Source organism: Phreatobacter cathodiphilus, assembly GCF_003008515.1.
GTDB classification, from domain to species: domain Bacteria; phylum Pseudomonadota; class Alphaproteobacteria; order Rhizobiales; family Phreatobacteraceae; genus Phreatobacter; species Phreatobacter cathodiphilus.
Window position 1 is genome coordinate 2020817 of record NZ_CP027668.1, and the last position, 16552, is coordinate 2037368.

Annotated in this window: 21 protein-coding genes; 6 read left to right on the forward strand and 15 right to left on the reverse strand. The window is 69.6% G+C overall.

Translation table 11 applies throughout. The features are described from left to right. The first annotated feature begins 182 nt into the window (after positions 1-182). Together ilvD and C6569_RS09845 are read left to right on the forward strand one after the other, a co-directional pair. Positions 183-2024 (forward strand): dihydroxy-acid dehydratase, encoded by a 1842-nt coding sequence (ilvD, locus tag C6569_RS09840; protein ID WP_106748676.1) that lies wholly within the window; start codon positions 183-185, stop codon positions 2022-2024. A 124-nt stretch (positions 2025-2148) separates the two neighbouring features. Continuing rightward, entirely contained in the window at positions 2149-3363 is a 1215-nt protein-coding gene (locus tag C6569_RS09845; RefSeq protein ID WP_281260403.1) for an MFS transporter, read from the forward strand. Here C6569_RS09845 and C6569_RS09850 read toward each other — a convergent pair whose 3' ends face one another. Together C6569_RS09850 and C6569_RS09855 are read right to left on the reverse strand one after the other, a co-directional pair. After that, positions 3364-3657, reverse strand: a complete 294-nt coding sequence (locus tag C6569_RS09850) for an SEL1-like repeat protein (protein WP_245898291.1) — start codon at positions 3655-3657, stop codon at positions 3364-3366. Positions 3658-3780: 123 nt separating this feature from the next. Then, complete coding sequence (locus tag C6569_RS09855; protein WP_106748678.1) at positions 3781-4479, reverse strand: glutathione S-transferase N-terminal domain-containing protein; 699 nt, start codon at positions 4477-4479, stop codon at positions 3781-3783. Between the two features lie 217 nt (positions 4480-4696). On the opposite strand from C6569_RS09855, the gene C6569_RS09860 reads away from it, so the two are divergent. Further along, on the forward strand, positions 4697-4984 hold the full coding sequence (locus tag C6569_RS09860) for a hypothetical protein (protein ID WP_106748679.1): 288 nt from the start codon (positions 4697-4699) through the stop codon (positions 4982-4984). 16 nt (positions 4985-5000) lie between these two features. Here the strand turns inward: C6569_RS09860 and C6569_RS09865 are convergent, their stop codons facing one another. The 10 genes from C6569_RS09865 to gatC form a co-directional block, all read right to left on the reverse strand. After that, the gene (locus C6569_RS09865) at positions 5001-5471 is read right to left on the reverse strand and encodes a GNAT family N-acetyltransferase (RefSeq protein ID WP_106748680.1); all 471 of its coding nucleotides are present in this window, start codon (positions 5469-5471) and stop codon (positions 5001-5003) included. Next, entirely contained in the window at positions 5468-6100 is a 633-nt protein-coding gene (locus C6569_RS09870) for a glutathione S-transferase family protein (RefSeq protein WP_106748681.1), read from the reverse strand. The genes C6569_RS09865 and C6569_RS09870 overlap by 4 nt, the downstream gene beginning before the upstream one ends. A gap of 79 nt (positions 6101-6179) precedes the next feature. Further along, on the reverse strand, positions 6180-6638 hold the full coding sequence (locus C6569_RS09875; RefSeq protein ID WP_106748682.1) for an HPP family protein: 459 nt from the start codon (positions 6636-6638) through the stop codon (positions 6180-6182). 67 nt (positions 6639-6705) lie between these two features. Continuing rightward, positions 6706-7272 (reverse strand): hypothetical protein, encoded by a 567-nt coding sequence (locus C6569_RS09880; protein WP_106748683.1) that lies wholly within the window; start codon positions 7270-7272, stop codon positions 6706-6708. Between the two features lie 40 nt (positions 7273-7312). Continuing rightward, positions 7313-8782, reverse strand: a complete 1470-nt coding sequence (gene gatB, locus C6569_RS09885; RefSeq protein WP_106748684.1) for an Asp-tRNA(Asn)/Glu-tRNA(Gln) amidotransferase subunit GatB — start codon at positions 8780-8782, stop codon at positions 7313-7315. 120 nt (positions 8783-8902) lie between these two features. Next, positions 8903-9610: an anti-sigma factor gene (locus C6569_RS09890; RefSeq protein ID WP_106748685.1), complete on the reverse strand. Its 708-nt coding sequence runs from the start codon at positions 9608-9610 to the stop codon at positions 8903-8905. Next, positions 9607-10146 (reverse strand): sigma-70 family RNA polymerase sigma factor, encoded by a 540-nt coding sequence (locus tag C6569_RS09895; protein ID WP_106748686.1) that lies wholly within the window; start codon positions 10144-10146, stop codon positions 9607-9609. The genes C6569_RS09890 and C6569_RS09895 overlap by 4 nt, the downstream gene beginning before the upstream one ends. A gap of 229 nt (positions 10147-10375) precedes the next feature. Beyond that, positions 10376-10591: a hypothetical protein gene (locus tag C6569_RS09900; protein WP_106748687.1), complete on the reverse strand. Its 216-nt coding sequence runs from the start codon at positions 10589-10591 to the stop codon at positions 10376-10378. Between the two features lie 4 nt (positions 10592-10595). Continuing rightward, a complete protein-coding gene (gatA, locus tag C6569_RS09905) occupies positions 10596-12107 on the reverse strand; it encodes an Asp-tRNA(Asn)/Glu-tRNA(Gln) amidotransferase subunit GatA (protein WP_106748688.1) in 1512 nt (503 codons plus the stop codon). Between the two features lie 3 nt (positions 12108-12110). Beyond that, positions 12111-12398 carry an Asp-tRNA(Asn)/Glu-tRNA(Gln) amidotransferase subunit GatC gene (gene gatC / locus C6569_RS09910; protein WP_106748689.1) on the reverse strand — a complete coding sequence of 96 codons (288 nt, stop codon included), beginning with the start codon at positions 12396-12398 and terminating at the stop codon, positions 12111-12113. Between the two features lie 120 nt (positions 12399-12518). On the opposite strand from gatC, the gene C6569_RS09915 reads away from it, so the two are divergent. Beyond that, the gene (locus tag C6569_RS09915; RefSeq protein ID WP_106748690.1) at positions 12519-12884 is read left to right on the forward strand and encodes a TfoX/Sxy family protein; all 366 of its coding nucleotides are present in this window, start codon (positions 12519-12521) and stop codon (positions 12882-12884) included. Here C6569_RS09915 and C6569_RS09920 read toward each other — a convergent pair. Beyond that, positions 12881-13231, reverse strand: a complete 351-nt coding sequence (locus tag C6569_RS09920) for a hypothetical protein (protein WP_106748691.1) — start codon at positions 13229-13231, stop codon at positions 12881-12883. The genes C6569_RS09915 and C6569_RS09920 overlap by 4 nt on opposite strands. Positions 13232-13420: 189 nt before the next feature. On the opposite strand from C6569_RS09920, the gene hisI reads away from it, so the two are divergent. Together hisI and C6569_RS09930 are read left to right on the forward strand one after the other, a co-directional pair. Beyond that, complete coding sequence (gene hisI / locus C6569_RS09925) at positions 13421-13873, forward strand: phosphoribosyl-AMP cyclohydrolase (protein ID WP_106748692.1); 453 nt, start codon at positions 13421-13423, stop codon at positions 13871-13873. A 3-nt stretch (positions 13874-13876) separates the two neighbouring features. Beyond that, positions 13877-14950 carry a patatin-like phospholipase family protein gene (locus C6569_RS09930; RefSeq protein ID WP_106748693.1) on the forward strand — a complete coding sequence of 358 codons (1074 nt, stop codon included), beginning with the start codon at positions 13877-13879 and terminating at the stop codon, positions 14948-14950. An 8-nt stretch (positions 14951-14958) separates the two neighbouring features. On the opposite strand, the gene C6569_RS09935 is transcribed toward C6569_RS09930, so the two are convergent. Together C6569_RS09935 and C6569_RS09940 are read right to left on the reverse strand one after the other, a co-directional pair. Next, positions 14959-15390: a CBS domain-containing protein gene (locus tag C6569_RS09935; protein ID WP_106748694.1), complete on the reverse strand. Its 432-nt coding sequence runs from the start codon at positions 15388-15390 to the stop codon at positions 14959-14961. A 128-nt stretch (positions 15391-15518) separates the two neighbouring features. After that, complete coding sequence (locus tag C6569_RS09940) at positions 15519-16235, reverse strand: rhomboid family intramembrane serine protease (RefSeq protein WP_245898292.1); 717 nt, start codon at positions 16233-16235, stop codon at positions 15519-15521. Positions 16236-16552 lie beyond the last annotated feature (317 nt).

The following is a 16552-nucleotide window of genomic DNA, read 5'->3' on the forward strand; positions in this document are numbered from 1 at the left end:
TGCACGGCTGCGGCGCAGGCAAGTCCCGAACCAGCCGCGGTGAATGCCAGCCATGCCGAGGGCGGGCATGGGGGACGATCCCGCGCCGCACTGGCCTAACCCGTTTTGAACCGATAAAGGCTGGATCAACGGACCGCGCGCCGGACCGATCAAGCACCCAACGCCGAGCACCGGAAACGACCATGCCCGCCTATCGTTCACGCACCACGACCCACGGCCGCAACATGGCCGGCGCCCGCGGACTGTGGCGCGCCACCGGCATGAAGGACTCGGATTTCGGCAAGCCGATCATCGCCGTCGCCAATTCCTTCACCCAGTTCGTGCCCGGCCACGTGCACCTGAAGGATCTCGGCCAGCTCGTGGCCCGCGAAATCGAGAAGGCCGGCGGCGTCGCCAAGGAGTTCAACACCATCGCGGTCGACGACGGCATCGCCATGGGCCACGACGGCATGCTCTATTCGCTGCCCTCGCGCGAGATCATCGCCGACAGCGTCGAGTACATGGTCAACGCCCACTGCGCCGACGCCATGGTCTGCATCTCCAACTGCGACAAGATCACCCCCGGCATGCTGATGGCCGCCATGCGGCTCAACATCCCGACCATCTTCGTCTCCGGCGGGCCCATGGAGGCCGGCAAGTTCATTGCCGAGGGCGTGCTGAAGAAGGTCGACCTGATCGACGCCATGGTGGCCGCCGCCGACGACCGCGTCTCGGACGAGGACGTGAAGGTCATCGAGCGCTCCGCCTGCCCGACCTGCGGCTCCTGCTCGGGCATGTTCACCGCCAATTCCATGAACTGCCTCACCGAAGCCCTCGGCCTCGCCCTGCCCGGCAACGGCTCGGTGCTCGCCACCCACGCCGACCGCGAGCGCCTCTTCGTCGAGGCCGGCCACCTCATCGTCGATCTGGCCCGCCGCCACTACGAGCAGGACGACATGAGCGTGCTGCCCCGCTCCGTCGCCTCGTTCAAGGCCTTCGAGAACGCCATGACGCTCGACATCGCCATGGGCGGCTCGACCAACACGGTGCTGCACCTGCTCGCCGCCTCCCACGAGGGCGAGATCGGCTTCACCATGGAGGACATCGACCGCCTGTCGCGGCGCGTGCCCGTGCTCTGCAAGGTCGCGCCTTCGGTCGCCAACGTCCACATGGAGGACGTGCACCGCGCCGGTGGCATCATGGCGATCCTCGGCGAGCTCTCCCGCGCCGGCCTCATCGACACCAGCCTGCCCACCGTCCATACCGAGAGCATGGCCGCCGCCCTCGCCCGCTGGGACGTCAAGGTTTCCGACAGCGAGAGCGTGCGCACCTTCTATTCGGCGGCCCCCGGCGGCGTCCCGACCCAGGTCGCCTTCAGCCAGAACCGCCGCTTCGAGGAGCTCGATCTCGATCGCGAAAAGGGCGTCATCCGCTCCGCCGACCACGCCTATTCCAAGGACGGCGGCCTCGCCGTGCTCTTCGGCAACATCGCCCTCGACGGCTGCATCGTGAAGACCGCGGGCGTCGACGCCTCGATCCTCAAATTCTCCGGCCCGGCCCGCATCTTCGAGAGCCAGGACGCCGCGGTCGACGCCATCCTGACCAACAAGATCAAGGCCGGCGACGTCGTCGTCATCCGCTACGAGGGCCCGCGCGGCGGCCCCGGCATGCAGGAAATGCTCTATCCGACCAGCTACCTGAAGTCGAAGGGCCTCGGAAAGGCCTGCGCCCTCATCACCGACGGCCGCTTCTCAGGCGGCACCTCGGGCCTTTCCATCGGCCACGCCTCGCCGGAAGCGGCAGAGGGCGGCGCCATCGGCCTCGTGGAAGAGGGCGACATGATCGACATCGACATCCCCAACCGGACGATCGCCATGCGCGTCTCCGACGAGGAGATCGCCCGCCGCCGCGCCGCCATGGAAGCGAAGGGCAAGGCCGCCTGGAAGCCCGAGGCCCCGCGCAAGCGCAAGGTGTCGACCGCGCTGAGGGCCTATGCCGCCCTCGCCACCAGCGCCGCCAAGGGCGCCGTGCGGGTGGTCGACTGACGGACCTGCGGGAGCCCCCCGCCCCGCGCATGCGGGCTCCCGCCGCGGCAGCATTGACCGGAGGCAGCGATTGCCTCCCAATCGGGCATCACTGCCGCATCCGCTGCCGCCCCGAGGAGCATTCGTGACCAGCACGTCCGTCGACACGGCCCCCCCTGCCGTCGACCGCACCTCGTTCGGCATCCTGGCGGCGCTCAGCACCTGCCACCTCCTGAACGACGTCATGCAGTCGCTGGTGGCCGCCCTCTACCCGGTGCTGAAGGCGAATTACGCGTTGGATTTCGGCCAGATCGGCCTCCTCGCCTTCGTCTTCTCGGGGACCGCCTCGCTGTTCCAGCCGCTGGTCGGCCTCTACACCGACCGCCATCCCCAGCCCTATTCGCTCGCCGTCGGCATGGGCTTCTCCCTGACCGGCCTCATCCTGCTCGCCAATGCCGGCAGCTACGCCTTCCTGCTGCTGGCGGCGGCACTGGTGGGCTTCGGGTCGGCGGTCTTCCATCCCGAATCCTCGCGCATGGCGCGCATGGCATCCGGCGGGCGCCACGGCCTCGCCCAGTCGCTGTTCCAGGTCGGCGGCAATGCCGGCACGGCTCTCGGCCCCATCGCCGCGGCCTTCGTCATCCTGCCGCGCGGACAGCAATCCGTCGCCTGGTTCGCCGTCCTCGCCCTCGCCGCCATGGTCATCCTGACGAAGGTCGGCGGCTGGTACGCGGAGCGCCGCGCCGCCCAGGCCTCCCGCCCCGCCCCCGCGAAGCCGACCATGCTGCCGCGCCGGCGGGTCATCGCCGCCATCGGCGTGCTCAGCCTGCTGATTTTCTCCAAATACGTCTACATGACGAGCCTTTCGAGCTACTACACCTTCTACGCCATGCACCGTTTCGGCGTGTCGGTGCGCGACTCGCAGCTCATGCTCTTCGTCTTCCTCGGGGCGCTGGCGGTCGGTACCCTGCTCGGCGGGCCCATCGGCGACCGCTTCGGCCGCAAGGTGGTGATCTGGGGCTCGATCCTCGGGACCCTGCCCTTCACCCTCGCCCTGCCCTATGCCGGGCTCACCGGCACCATCGTGCTGACGGCGATCATCGGCGTCGTCATGGCCTCGGCCTTCTCGGCCATCCTCGTCTATGCTCAGGAACTGGTGCCCGGAAAGGTCGGCATGATCTCCGGCCTGTTCTTCGGCTTCGCCTTCGGCATGGGCGGTATCGGCGCCGCGGTGCTCGGCCAGATCGCCGACGCCAAGGGCATCGACTACGTCTACTGGCTCTGCTCGTTCCTGCCGCTCATCGGCCTGTTGACGATCTTCCTGCCCGACGTCGAGAAGCCGCGGGCGCGCCCGGCCTGATCAGAGGGCGACGGGAGCCTGCGCGTCGAGCCATGCCCTCGCCCAGCCGAGCGCCTGGGCAATCTCGTCCTTGCTCATCTCGGCGGCGACCTCCTGCCGCCGATGGGCGGCGTCGCGGTCTCCCTTCAGGGCGGCGATGTTGAACCACATATGGGCGGCGACGAGGTCGCGCGGCACGACCCGGCCGGCGGCGTAGAGCGTCCCCAGTTCCCGCGCCGGCCTGTCGGCGAGCTCGGCGAGATCGCCGGGCACGATGGACGGCGCGTCGCCCTCTGCGAGGATCATCACGGTCATCGCATGATCTCCGGTTGAAACGGGCCGCCCTGCGGCCGCCCGATACCCTTCAGTCACGCGCAGTCTGCTTCCCATAGGTCAACGATGGATTAACGCTACGGGAAGGTGAACGGGCCGGCGCCCTCAGCGCGCCTTCTGGCCGAACAGCACCGCCTGCGCCGCCGGGTCGGTCGGCGGTGTCGCGGCGCGGTCCTCCTTGTTGACCATCAGCCCCTTCTGCACGGCGGGGCGGGCGAGCATGCGCTCGATCCAGGCCTTCACGTTGGGAAACTGCGCCATGTCCTGGCCCTGCCGCTCCCAGAGCTTGGCCCAACCGATACAGGCCATGTCGACGATGGAATAGCTGTCGCAGATGAACTCGCGGCCCTCCAGCCGCCGGTTCAGCACGCCGTAGAGGCGGTTGGCCTCGTTGGTGTAGCGGTTGATGGCGTATTCGATCTTCTCCGGCGCATAGATGCGGAAATGGTGCGTCTGGCCGAGCATCGGACCGAAGCCGGCCATCTGCCACATCAGCCACTCTTCCACCGCCACCCGGCCGCGCTCGTCGGGGGGATAGAACTTGCCCGTCTTGCGCCCGAGATACATGAGGATGGCGCCGGACTCGAAGACCGAGATCGGCTCGCCGCCCGGCCCGTCGGGATCGAGGATGGCGGGCATGCGGTTGTTGGGCGCGATCTTCAGGAAGTCAGGCTTGAACTGGTCGCCCTTGCCGATGTTCACGGGGATGACCGTGTAGGGCAGCCCGCATTCCTCCAGCATGATCGTGATCTTCCACCCGTTCGGCGTCGGCCAGTAGTGGAGTTCGATCGGACGTTGCGACATGGGGCGTCTCCGCGGGGCTCTGGGGTGCCGGTCTGGTCCGGCGGCCGTCGGCTTGGAGCCTAGCACTTGGGTGCGGCAGGTGAACCCCGCCTGGCGTATCCGTGCGATGCCCCAGTTGCGCGGTTGCGGGAACACGGCAGGATGCAACCGACATGGCGTTCATCCCGGGTTCGGCCGGAGGGTGGGATGGTGCGCCCGATCACAAGGAGGATCACCCATGCGACTTCACTGGCTCGCGGCCCTCGCCGCCCTCGTCCTCACCGCCGACATCGCCGCTGCGCAGACCGCCACGACCGGCCGCAGCCGGAGTTCCGCGACCGAGACCACCACCACGCCGCCGGCATCTACCACCACGCGCCGCCCGCGCTCGGCCGCCCAGCTCCGCAACGACCAGATCATGCGCGACTGCGGCGCCGAATGGCGGCGCGACAAGACCCGCCTCCAGGCAGCCGGCAAGACCTGGCGCAGCTTCCTGCCCGAGTGCCGGGCCCGCCGCCGGAGCTGAGACCGGCCTTCGGGCCTCAGTCGAGGACCATCTTGAAGCCCTCGTGGCTCTTGGCAAAGCCCAGCCGCTCGTAGAAGCGGTGGGCGTCGGTCCGGCTCTTGTTCGAGGAGAGTTCGATCAGGCCGATGCCCGCCTGCCGCGCCCTGTCGAGGGCGTGGCGCATCATCTCCGCGCCGACCCCGGTGCCGCGCAGCGTTGGGTCGACATGGACGCTCTCGATCTTGCCGCGGGTGCGGCCGCGCTCGGCGATCCCCGGCAGGACGGTGAGCTGGTAGGTGCCAACCACCCGCCCGTCCTTTTCGGCGACGAAGAGGCGGTTGGCCTCCGAGGCGGCGACCCGGGCGAAGGCTTCCGCGTAGACCGGCAGCCGGCCCTCCGCCTCGGCCTCCTCCGCCGTCATCGGCTTCGCGGCATTGCCCATGGCGATGAGCGCGGCGATGCGCGGCACGTCCGCCGCGGTCGCCTCCCGGACGGCGACGTCGCTCATGCCTGCGCCGTCTTGGGCAGGCCGTCGCTCGGGATGAAGCCCGGCAGCGCCTCCATGCGGGCCATCCAGGCGCCGATGGCCGGATAGGCCTTCAGGTCGAAGCCCGCTTGTGGCGCGAAGGCGACGACGCCGTAGACGTCGATGTCGGCGATGCTTGGCTTTGTGCCGACGAGCCAGTCGGAGGCGGCCAGAGCCTCCTCCAGCACCTTCAGGGCGGCATTGCCCTCGGCCCAGTACATTTCCATGACCGGCTGGTTGAAGTTGCGGATGCCGAAGCGCTGGGCGCGCGAGCGGTAGATCGGCCCGGCCAGCCGGTCGAAGTCCCAGAACATCCATTCGCGGGCGCGGGCGGGGCCGGCGGCGCCCTCCCCCTGGAACTTGCCGAGCTCGGCCGCGAGATGTTCGAGAATGGCGGCCGACTGGCAGAGCGCGAGGCCGGTCTTCGCATCGTCCAGCACCGGCACTTGGCCGAACCGGTTCTTGGCGAGGAAGGCCGGGCTCTTGTGCTCACCGGCGCGCAGGTTGACCGAATGATAGGCGAAATCCTCGCCGCAGAGGCTGAGCATCAGGCCCACCTTGTAGGTGGGGCCGGACAGCCAGAAACCGTGGAGCGTGAAGCGCTTCGTCATTGTGAGGTCCTCCCAGGGAGGCGCATGGAAGCCCCGGCTACCGCTGCCGCGCAAGAGGGTCTGCGCGCGCTGCTGCCATTCACGCCGGCGGGTCGCCGAAGCACCAGCCCACGAAGCGGCCGAGCAGGTCGGTGAGCAGCAGGAGGCCCGCTGCAATCAGCAGGATTTCCCACCCTGCCCCGCCCGTCGCCACGATGATCGGGTCGGCCCCGGCCGGCGAATGCACCGTATCGGTGAGCAGCATCGCCACCAGCGCCAGAGCCACCGCCCCGGCGACTGCATAGTCGCTGCGTCCGGCAAGAACCGCGAGGAACCCGGCCGCGAGCCCGAGGGCATGGCCGCCATAGAGGCTGCGCGGCCGCGCCATGCGGCTGTCGGGCATGCCGAAGACGATCACCGCCGATCCGCCGATGGAGGCGAGCAGCAGCGGCAGCGAGAAGGTCCGGAAGGCGAAGGTGGCCGCCAGCACGACGCCGGCGGTAGCGATGGCGGCGGCGGCGAGCCGGGCGGGGGTCGGCGGGGTGTTGCGCAGGATCATGGGGCGGCCTTGCTGCGGAATCGTCTTGCAGACGGGCTCAAGCAAGTTGCGTGCAGCCGCAGCGTCATCACCGCCCCGACCGCTCCAGTTCCTCGATATGGGCCCAGATCGTCTTGAACACTTCCGTCCGCACCAGCCGCTCGATGCCGTCGGCGCGGACCTGGTCGGGATGGAACTCGCGGGCGATGAACTTCTTCAGCGCGCGGTATTTCTCGCCATTGTCGACGGGCGCGTTCGCGGCGCTCTCCTCGCGGATCTGCGCCCTCGCCTTCCAGGCGTCGCGCTCGATGGTGAGCGTCCGGCAGAGGGCCTGGAGCCTGGCGATGTCCGCCTCCGAAGCGGCCTCGTCCGGAGGCGGGGCGGGAGCCCGCGCCGCCCGCTCGCCGAACCCCTGCCCATTGCGGATGCCGGCGCTGCGCTTCGCCGGTGGCGGCGGCTCGCCCTTGGCGAGCGCTTCGGCGAAGGCGAGGAACTCCTTGCGGGAGCGGAAGCGCCGGCTCTCGCCGGTCTCTTCGTGGGCGACGGCGATGACGCCCTCCCCGACCGCGATCTGATAGCCCGCCGCCGCGACGATCTCCTCGGCGCCGCGATAGCGGGGATCCCGCTCGATGTTCGACGTCCACAGGCTCGCCATCCGATGGTCCTGTCCGGCGCAGGACGGGCCGCGCCCCGCCTCAGATCCCGAGCTTCGCCTTCAGCATGGCATTGACGGCTTCCGGATTGGCCTTGCCGCCGGACGCCTTCATCACCTGGCCGACGAACCAGCCGAGCATGGTGGGCTTCGCCTTGGCCTGCTCGACCTTGTCGGGATTGGCGGCGATGACCTCGTCGATGACCTTCTCGATGGCGCCGGTGTCGGTGACCTGCTTCATGCCGCGCGCCTCGACGATGGCCGCGGGGTCGCCGCCCTCGGTGAAGACGATCTCGAACAGGTCCTTGGCGATCTTGCCGGAGATGGTGCCGGCCTGGATCAGGTCGATGATGCCGCCGATCTGGTCGGGCGAGACGGGCGAGGCGGTGACGTCCTTGCCCTCCTTGTTGAGGCGGCCGAACAGCTCGTTGATGACCCAGTTGGCGGCGCTCTTGCCGTCACGGCCCTTGGCCACCGCCTCGAAATAGTCGGCGCTCTCCTTCTCCAGCACCAGGATGGAGGCGTCGTAGGGCGTCAGGCCGTAGTCGGCGATGAGGCGGGCCTTCTTGGCGTCGGGAAGCTCCGGCAGCACCGCGGCGAGGTCGTCCACATAGGCCTGGCTGAATTCGAGCGGCAGCAGGTCCGGATCGGGGAAGTAGCGGTAGTCGTGCGCCTCTTCCTTCGAGCGCATGGAACGCGTCTCGCCCTTGGTCGCGTCGTAGAGGCGCGTCTCCTGGTCGATCGTGCCGCCGTCCTCGATGATGCCGATCTGGCGGCGCGCCTCGTAGTCCACGGCCTGGCCGATGAAGCGGATCGAGTTGACGTTCTTGATCTCGCAGCGCGTGCCGAAGGGCTCGCCCGGCCGGCGCACGGAGACGTTGACGTCGGCGCGCAGGTTCCCCTTCTCCATGTCGCCGTCGCAGGTGCCGAGATAGCGCAGGATGGTGCGCAGCTTGGTCACATAGGCCTTGGCCTCGTCGGCCGAGCGCATGTCCGGCTTGGAGACGATCTCCATCAGCGCCGTTCCCGAGCGGTTGAGGTCGATATAGGACAGGGTGGGGTGCTGGTCGTGGATCGACTTGCCGGCGTCCTGTTCGAGATGCAGGCGCTCGATGCCGACCTTGAAGCTTTCGGTCGGCGACAGATCGACGATGACCTCGCCCTCACCGACGATCGGGCTCTTGTACTGGCTGATCTGGTAGCCCTGCGGCAGGTCCGGGTAGAAGTAGTTCTTCCGGTCGAAGACCGAGCGGTGGTTGATCTTCGCCTTGAGGCCGAGGCCGGTGCGGATCGCCTGGCGCACGCATTCCTCGTTGATCACCGGCAGCATGCCCGGCATGGCCGCGTCGACGAGGCTGACCTGGCTGTTTTCCGGCGCACCGAAGCCGACCGCCGCGCCCGAGAACAGCTTGGCGTTGGACGCCACCTGGGCATGGATCTCGAGGCCGATCACCACCTCCCAGTCGCCGGTGGCGCCGGGGATGAGGTTCTTCGGATTGGCGTGAGCGGTCATGGATGGGCCCGGCGGTGAAGGAGATGCGCTTGGGTAGCCCAATGCGGCCGCCATCGGCAATAGGCAGTGGGCAGTCGCTCCTGACGACGGCTCACTGGCGACGGCCGGCAGCCCTTGGTCTCACAGCGGCGTGGCGCCCCGCCCGACATAGAGGATCGGCCCGGTCGGCCGGCCCGTCGGCGAGCCGCCCGCCGGCTCCAGCGTGATCTCGTAGAGTTGCTGGTCCACCGGCCGTGGCATGCCGGAGGTCGCATAGTCGCGCGCCTGCGCCCGTTCCATCAGGCCGACCGAGCGCGGCCCGACCTGCCGGTCCCACAGCGTCCAGACCTGCAGCACCCTTCCCTCGGGCACCGGGATGGCGCGCAGCGGCACGACACGGATGCGCCCGTCGGCGAAGGCCTCGACGATGGCGCCGGCCTCGCCGCCGTTCGGGGCGTTCAGCACCGCGACCACCGCCGGCTTGCCCGCGCCGCCGCCGAAGGGCTGGGCCACCAGCAGCACCGCCATGACCAGCGCCGCCGCGGCACCGGCGAGCGACGCGAGCCTCAGGGTCGAGACATCCTGCCAGACGCGGGCGAACCATCCGGGGGCGGCTTCCGGCGCCGGGCGCGCCGAACCCACAGCCGCTTCGATGGCCGGCCAGAGCCCTTCCGAGGGCGTCAGTTGCGTCGCCGTCTCGTCGAGGGCGAGAAGCCGCGTGCGCCAGTCCGCGACGGCGCGGCGCGCCTCGCCATCGGTGGCGATCCGCCGCTCGAAGGCCTCCTGCTCCTCCGGCGACATCAGTCCGGCGACATATTCACCGGCGGTGGCGATGAGATCGTCGGTCATCCCATGCACTCCCTGAGCGCCAGCAGCGACCGGCGAATCCAGGCCTTGACCGTGCCGAGCGGCAGGCCGAGGCGGCCGGCGATCTCGCCGTGGGAGAAGCCGTCGACATAGGCCATGAGCAGGCTGGTGCGGCGGCGCGCCTCCAGCCCCTCGAGGCAGCGGCGCAGGGCGTTTCCGTCGGGCAGGCGCTCGGCGGCGGCATAGGCCTCGACGGCCGAGCCGGCGTCCTCCGGCACCTCGTCGACGAGGTCCTCGCGCCTGCCGCTGCGCAGGGTGTTGATCGCCTGGTTGCGGACGATGGCGTAGATCCAGGCCTTCGCCGGCCCGAGGCCGGGATCGTAGCGGTGGGCGTTGCGCCAGATCTTGACGAAGACCTCCTGCACGACCTCCTCGGCGAGCTCCCGGCGCTTCACGATGCGCGCCGCGACCCCGATCATCGATGCGCATTCGCTGTCATAGATCATCCTGAGGGCAGCCTTGTCGCCGCCCGCGCAGCGCGCGAGGGCGTCCTTGAGATCGACGCTGACCGCAACCATGGAGCCTCCCGAACCATGCAGTCAGTGGTTCTACACCAAAGCGGACCCTTTGGATGCGACAGGCTGTCGCTGTCGCCTGCTTTTCGCCCGGCGGCCGCATCCGCTGCCGGAATCGCGCCGTAGAGCGCAGCGGGTGGACCCCCCTCCACCCACCCCAGGGGCCTGGCAGCACCGCCCGTCGCGCCGGCCCCCGGCGGCGCCCGCGCCAATGCGGGCGTCGCCTGCCCGGCTAGCGGGCCGCACCGATCCGACGGGCGAAGCGCCGGCAGGCGAAGCCGCCCGCGAGCGCGGCGAGCCCCGCCGCAGCGAGATAGGCGATCTTGAAGGCCGGGTCGCCCGACCACCAGGCGAGCGCGACATAGACCGTCATCACCAGGGCGAGCGCCCAGGCGAGCCAGGCGAAGACCGTCAGGGCGGCGATCGCGACGGCCCGGGCGGTGATCACCGGCTCATCCCCACCAGCGGTCCGAGACGGGGAAGCGGCCCTTGGCCTTCTCGATCACGCTCGCCACCGAGAACAGCGTCTCCTCGTCGAAGGCGCGTCCGATGAGCTGGAGGCCGAGGGGCAGGCCCTGATTGTCGAGGCCGGCGGGCACGGCGATGCCCGGCAGGCCCGCCATGTTCACGGTCACCGTGAAGATGTCCTGCAGATACATCTCCACCGGATCGGCCGAGCCCTTCTCGCCGATGCCGAAGGCGGCAGAGGGCGTCGCCGGAGTCAGGATGGCGTCGACGCCGGAGGCATAGGCCTGTTCGAAATCCTGCTTGATCAGCGTCCGCAGCTTCTGCGCGCGCACGTAATAGGCGTCGTAATAGCCGGCCGAGAGCACGTAGGTGCCGATCATGATGCGGCGGCGGACCTCCTTGCCGAAGCCCTTGGCGCGGGTCTTCTCGTAGAGCTCGACGATGTCCTTGCCGGGCTCGCGCAGGCCGTAGCGCACGCCGTCGTAGCGGGCGAGGTTGGACGAGGCCTCCGCCGGCGCCACGATGTAATAGGCGGGCAGCGCGTATTTCGTATGCGGCAGCGAGATCTCGACGATGTTGGCGCCGGCCTCCTTGAGGATTTCGGCGCCCTCGTCCCAGAGCTTCTGGATTTCGGCCGGCATGCCGTCGATGCGGTATTCCCGGGGAATGCCGATCGTCATGTCCTTGATCGACTTGCCAACGGCCGCGACGTAATCCGGCACGTCCCGGTCGACGCAGGTCGTGTCCTTGGCATCCGCGCCGGCGAAGGAGCGCAGCAGCATGGCGGCGTCCGTGACGTCGCGGGCGATCGGCCCCGCCTGGTCGAGCGAAGAGGCGAAGGCCACGATGCCCCAGCGCGAGACGCGGCCATAGGTCGGCTTGATGCCGACCGTCCCGGTCAGCGCCGCCGGCTGGCGGATCGACCCGCCCGTATCGGTCGCGGTGGCGCCGGCGCACAGCATGGCGGCGACGGCCGCCGAGGAGCCGCCGGAGGAGCCGCCGGGGACGAGATAGGTGCCCTCGACCGCGCCGGAACCGGCGCCGACGTTGGAGCCCTGGCGGCGCCACGGATTGATCGGGCCGGGGAAGCAGCTCGTCTCGTTGGACGAGCCCATGGCGAACTCGTCGTTGTTGAGCTTGCCGAGCATCACCGCGCCGTCGCGCCACAGGTTGCTGGTGACGGTCGATTCGTAGGGCGGCACGAAGTTGCCGAGGATGTTCGAGCAGGCGGTGGTGCGCACGCCCTTGGTGCAGAACAGGTCCTTCACCCCGATCGGAATGCCCTCGAGGGGCCCGGCCTCGCCCTTGGCGATGCGGGCGTCGGAGGCCGCCGCCATCTCCAGCGCCTTCTCGGGCGTCTCCAGCACATAGGCGTTGAGTTTGCGGCCCTTCTCCATGGCGGCGAGATAGGCCTCAGTCAGGTCGGTGGCCGAAAACGTCTTGTGCGTCAGGCCCTCGCGGGCCTCGGCGATGGTCAGCTGGGTCAGGTCGGCCACGACTTACTCCACGACCTTGGGAACGGCGAAGAAATGGCCCTCGCGCTCCGGCGCGTTGGCGACGATCAGGTCGGCGATGCCGCCGTCGCTCACCACGTCCTGGCGCTTCTTCATCGCCATGGGCGTCACCGAGGTCATCGGCTCGACATCGGTGACGTCGACCTCGTTGAGCTGCTCGACGAAGGCGAGGATGGCGTTGAGTTCATCCTGGAGGTGCGGCACCTCCTCGTCGGTCACGGCAATGCGCGCGAGATGCGCGATGCGCCGGACGGTCGCCTGATCGACGGACATGCGGAATTCACCCGTTGGAACGAGGATGGGGATCGCGCCTCTTAGCATCAGCCCGTTTCGCGCCGCAATGGTAACGAGGCGGCCGGCGCGCTAGCATCCGGCAGCAGCGAGGAGGGCGTGATGGACGAGCGGACGATTCTCGCCGCGATCGAGGCGGCCGCGTCCCCCCACGGCGAGACGGGCCGCATCGCCATGTTCGGCGGTACGGCAGTGCTGCTCGGCGGCAACATGGTGGCGGCGCTGTCGCCCCGCGGGCTGCTGCTGCGCGTCGGGCGTGACCAGCACGCGGCGGCGCTCTCCCGCCCCGGCACGCGGCCCATGGAGATGCGCGGGCGCACCATGGAAGGCTATCTCTATGTCGACCCGGCGGGGCTGGATGAGGACACGCTCGCCCAATGGGTTGCGATGACCGTCGGCCATGTCGCCGGCCTGCCGGCCAAGGCGGCCCGCAAGGCCCGGGGGCCGAAGAAGGCCGAAGGGCTCTAGCGACCGTCCTCCTTGGGCGGGTCGCGGTCGGGACGCACCAGCCGCGGCAGGTCGCTGAGCCTGAACTTGAGGATCGAGCGGGCCGGAATTCCCTGCTCGCGGCGGGCGAAGCGCGCCGCCGCCTCCACCACCACGGCCCGGTGCTCGGCGACGAGCCTTTCGCGCAGCGCCCGCGCCGCCTCGGCGCCCCCCTGGCGGATCACCCGCGGCGGCGCCGTGACGAAAGGGTGAGTCTCCTCCTCCACAACGCCCGCCCTCTCCCGCGCCGCATAGAGAGCGGCATTGGCCTTGAGTTCGGCCTGATCCGCGACGACGGACTTCGAGAAAAGGTCTCGCTGTTCGCTCATGGGGGTCTCCGGTGACGGGAAGCCGGGAAATTAACCTGCGGGGACCGGCCGGGACGAGCCGAACCATTCGTTAACCTTGACGCGGCGGTGGCCTGGCACTTCCGCCGATCTTCGTCTGCGGGCTTGTCCACAAGCCCCGGATAGGACACTTGACAGGGCGAGAGCCCCTTTCCTCCCCGGACCGCGCCCATGTGCACCGATCACCCCTCGCAGGCCGCTGCGTCACCCTCCAAGAGCGACGTCGAGGAGGGCGACCGCCTCATGCCCCGCTTCGGCAAAGACGGTCTGATCACCGCGGTGACCAGCGATGCGCAGACGGGGGACCTCCTCATGGTCGCGCACATGAATGCCGAGGCGCTGCGCCTCACCATCGAGACCGGCGAGGCCCATTACTGGTCGCGCTCGCGGCAGGTCATCTGGCACAAGGGCGACACCTCCGGGCAGATCCAGACGGTGGTCGAGATGCGGGTGGACTGCGACCAGGATGCCGTCTGGCTGAAGGTGACGGTCGGCGGCGACGGCGGCTCCTGCCATACCGGGCGCCGCACCTGTTTTTACCGCGCCGTCCCCACCGGCGGCCCGCTCGAGGACGTGCGGCTGGTGCCGCGCGACGCCGAGCGCCTGCGCCCGGCCTTCGGCTGACCCATGCTGACGCTGCGCCGCCGACGCCGGCCGGAGGCCGAGCCGACCGATTTCGCCGAGAGCGCCGCCACGCCGCCGCCGCGACCGGTGATCGGCCTGGCGCTCGGCGGAGGAGCGGCACGCGGCCTCGCCCATATCGGCATCATCCGCACGCTGGTCCGCGCCGGCTACGAGCCGGACGTCATCGCCGGCACCTCCATCGGTGCGGCGGTCGGCGGGCTCTATGCCGCCGGCAAGCTCGACGCCTTCACCGACTGGGCCCTGTCGCTGAAGCGACGTGACGTCATCGGGCTCGTGGACATCGCCATATCCGGCGGCGGCCTGATGGGCGGGTCCAGGCTCGCCCATCTGCTGCAGCGGGAGATCGGCGAGACGCGGATCGAGACCCTGCCGATCAGCTTCGCCGCGGTGGCGACCGAGATCGGCACCGGCCACGAGATCTGGTTGACCCGCGGCCGGCTGATGACGGCGCTGCGCGCTTCCTATGCCCTGCCCGGCATCCTGCCGCCGGTGAGGGTAGGCGGCCGCTGGCTGATGGACGGCGCCCTTTCCAATCCGGTTCCCGTCTCGGTGACGCGCGCCCTCGGCGCCCGGCTCGTCATCGCGGTGAGCCTCAATGCCGACGCTCTCGGCCGCTCCACCGTCATTCAGGACCACGGCACCAGCCCGGAGGACGAGGCGCTGCCGCTGGTCGAGCGGCGTCCCCGCGTGCGGGCGGTGGTCGATCTTGGCAAGGGCATCGGGCGCGGTCTCGGCCGCGGTATCGGGCGGGCGCTGGCGCGGCCGCTGCGCGCCGCCATGTCGCTCGACCTCGAACCCGGCAGGCTCGACCCCCGCCTCGCCGTCGCCCGGGCCCCCGGCATTCCCACCGTCATGGCCAAGGCCTTCAACGCCACCCAGGAGCGCATCGCCCGCCAGCGCCTCGCCGGCGACCCGCCGAACATCCTGATCGGCCCCCGCCTGTCGAAGATCGGCCTGTTCGAGTTCCACCGCGCCGCCGAGGCCATCGCGCTCGGCGAGGAGGCCGCCGAACGGCTGCTGCCCGATCTCGCCGAGGCGCTGAAGGCCGTGAGCTGAACGCCGCCTCAGGCGTTCATCACATAGTCCTTGAGGGCGTTGGCCTCGCTCTCGATCTCCGCGAGGCGGCGCTTGACCACGTCGCCGATGGAGATGATGCCGACCAGCCGGCCCCCCTCCACCACCGGCAGGTGGCGGAACTTGCCGTCGGTCATGCTCTCCATGAGCTGACCGATGGAATCCTGCTCCGAGCAGGTGACGACCTTGCGCGTCATGGTCTCGGCCACCGAGCGGTCGAGGGCACCGGCCCCGTGCTCGGCCAGCGACCGGACGATGTCACGCTCGGAAAGGATGCCGGCGACCGAATGACCGGCCCCCGTCACCACGACCGCGCCGATCCGCTTCTCCGCCAGCATATGCGCCGCGGCCGCGAGCGTCGCGTCTGGGGCGATGGTGGCGACCGCCCTGCCCTTGGCGTCCAGAATGCTCTTCACGTTCATGATCTGCCTCCGGTCGCGGAGGGAGGCCCGTCGCGGGCCGCCCCGCCTTGTCATGCCCGGTCGCCCGGACGTGAAGTATTCGCCCCGGCCGTGGCGAAGACAAGACGGCAGCAGTGCGGTGCAACAGCTCAGGCGGCCGGCACCGGATCGAAGAAGCGGAAGAGGAACAATCCTGCCGCAAAGCCGGCGAGATGGGCCTGCCAGGCGATCTGCCCCTCGAAGCCGGGCATCGGCAGGTTGATGGCGCCGAAGGCGACGTTGACCGCGATCCACACCGCGATCATGCCCATGACCGGTCCGTTGCGGATCATGTCGGCGAGGCCGAGGGCCGGAACCCGGTAAGTGTCCTCGCCGCCCGCCCGCATGGCGCCCAGCGGGCCGCCCGCCTGGAAGATGAAGCGCAGCGCCGCCGCGGTGAAACCGGAGACCGCCGCCGAGGCGCCGATCACCGGCACGAAGGCGGTACCGACCGCTGCGAGGTGCCCGAGAGCGCCGGCCGCCGCCGTCACGGCGAAGAAGAGGAGGCTCCGGATCGTCCCGAAGCGCCGCGCCACGGCGGAGCCGAAAACCGTGAGCCAGAGCACGTTGACGGCCAGATGGGTCCAGTCGGCGTGCAGGAAACCGTAGGTCACGAAGGTCCAGGCATCACCCGCGGCCCCGCCCGGGAACCAGGCCCCCGCCAGCGAGGTCTCGAAACGGGCGGGAATGAAGGCGAACGCGAGCAGCACCTCGCGATCGGCATCGTCCCCCAGCAGGAAAGCCCTGACGGCGTGGATGACGATCATGGCCAGGCAGAGCGCGGTGACGACGCCGGGAATGTTGAGGATCGGTTCGCGTTCGGACAAGGAGGACTGCCGGCATCGCCTGAGGGACGGTCTCACTAGAGCCAAGCCCGCCCCCCTGTCGAGAGCGGCATCCCGTCGTCATCGTCGGCGCATGGGCAAAAAAAAGGGGGAGATCTTGCGATCTCCCCCGGCGGGAACGTGGGGAATGGCGAACCATTCCCGATTGGTCACGTCTCCATCTCCTCGTGTCCCCAGGAGAATGCCTGAAAGTGGCGCGGTCGGCCGGGAGTCACACCGGCGTCCCGAATTCGTGGAACGTCCCGAGCGAAACACGAGCGCCGGGCCGCCGGCAATCGAAACCCTTGCTTAACCCTAAC

Coding starts and splice junctions, on each gene's coding strand:
- hisI (WP_106748692.1), top strand. CDS start 13,421: ATGTGCACCGATCACCCCTCGCAGGCCGCTGCGTCACCCTCCAAGAGC.
- C6569_RS09875 (WP_106748682.1), bottom strand. CDS start 6,638: ATGATCCTGCGCAACACCCCGCCGACCCCCGCCCGGCTCGCCGCCGCC.
- C6569_RS09860 (WP_106748679.1), top strand. CDS start 4,697: ATGCGACTTCACTGGCTCGCGGCCCTCGCCGCCCTCGTCCTCACCGCC.
- C6569_RS09890 (WP_106748685.1), bottom strand. CDS start 9,610: ATGACCGACGATCTCATCGCCACCGCCGGTGAATATGTCGCCGGACTG.
- C6569_RS09870 (WP_106748681.1), bottom strand. CDS start 6,100: ATGACGAAGCGCTTCACGCTCCACGGTTTCTGGCTGTCCGGCCCCACC.
- C6569_RS09915 (WP_106748690.1), top strand. CDS start 12,519: ATGGACGAGCGGACGATTCTCGCCGCGATCGAGGCGGCCGCGTCCCCC.
- C6569_RS09855 (WP_106748678.1), bottom strand. CDS start 4,479: ATGTCGCAACGTCCGATCGAACTCCACTACTGGCCGACGCCGAACGGG.
- C6569_RS09850 (WP_245898291.1), bottom strand. CDS start 3,657: ATGACCGTGATGATCCTCGCAGAGGGCGACGCGCCGTCCATCGTGCCC.
- gatB (WP_106748684.1), bottom strand. CDS start 8,782: ATGACCGCTCACGCCAATCCGAAGAACCTCATCCCCGGCGCCACCGGC.
- gatC (WP_106748689.1), bottom strand. CDS start 12,398: ATGTCCGTCGATCAGGCGACCGTCCGGCGCATCGCGCATCTCGCGCGC.
- C6569_RS09895 (WP_106748686.1), bottom strand. CDS start 10,146: ATGGTTGCGGTCAGCGTCGATCTCAAGGACGCCCTCGCGCGCTGCGCG.
- C6569_RS09920 (WP_106748691.1), bottom strand. CDS start 13,231: ATGAGCGAACAGCGAGACCTTTTCTCGAAGTCCGTCGTCGCGGATCAG.
- C6569_RS09935 (WP_106748694.1), bottom strand. CDS start 15,390: ATGAACGTGAAGAGCATTCTGGACGCCAAGGGCAGGGCGGTCGCCACC.
- C6569_RS09880 (WP_106748683.1), bottom strand. CDS start 7,272: ATGGCGAGCCTGTGGACGTCGAACATCGAGCGGGATCCCCGCTATCGC.
- C6569_RS09865 (WP_106748680.1), bottom strand. CDS start 5,471: ATGAGCGACGTCGCCGTCCGGGAGGCGACCGCGGCGGACGTGCCGCGC.
- C6569_RS09930 (WP_106748693.1), top strand. CDS start 13,877: ATGCTGACGCTGCGCCGCCGACGCCGGCCGGAGGCCGAGCCGACCGAT.
- ilvD (WP_106748676.1), top strand. CDS start 183: ATGCCCGCCTATCGTTCACGCACCACGACCCACGGCCGCAACATGGCC.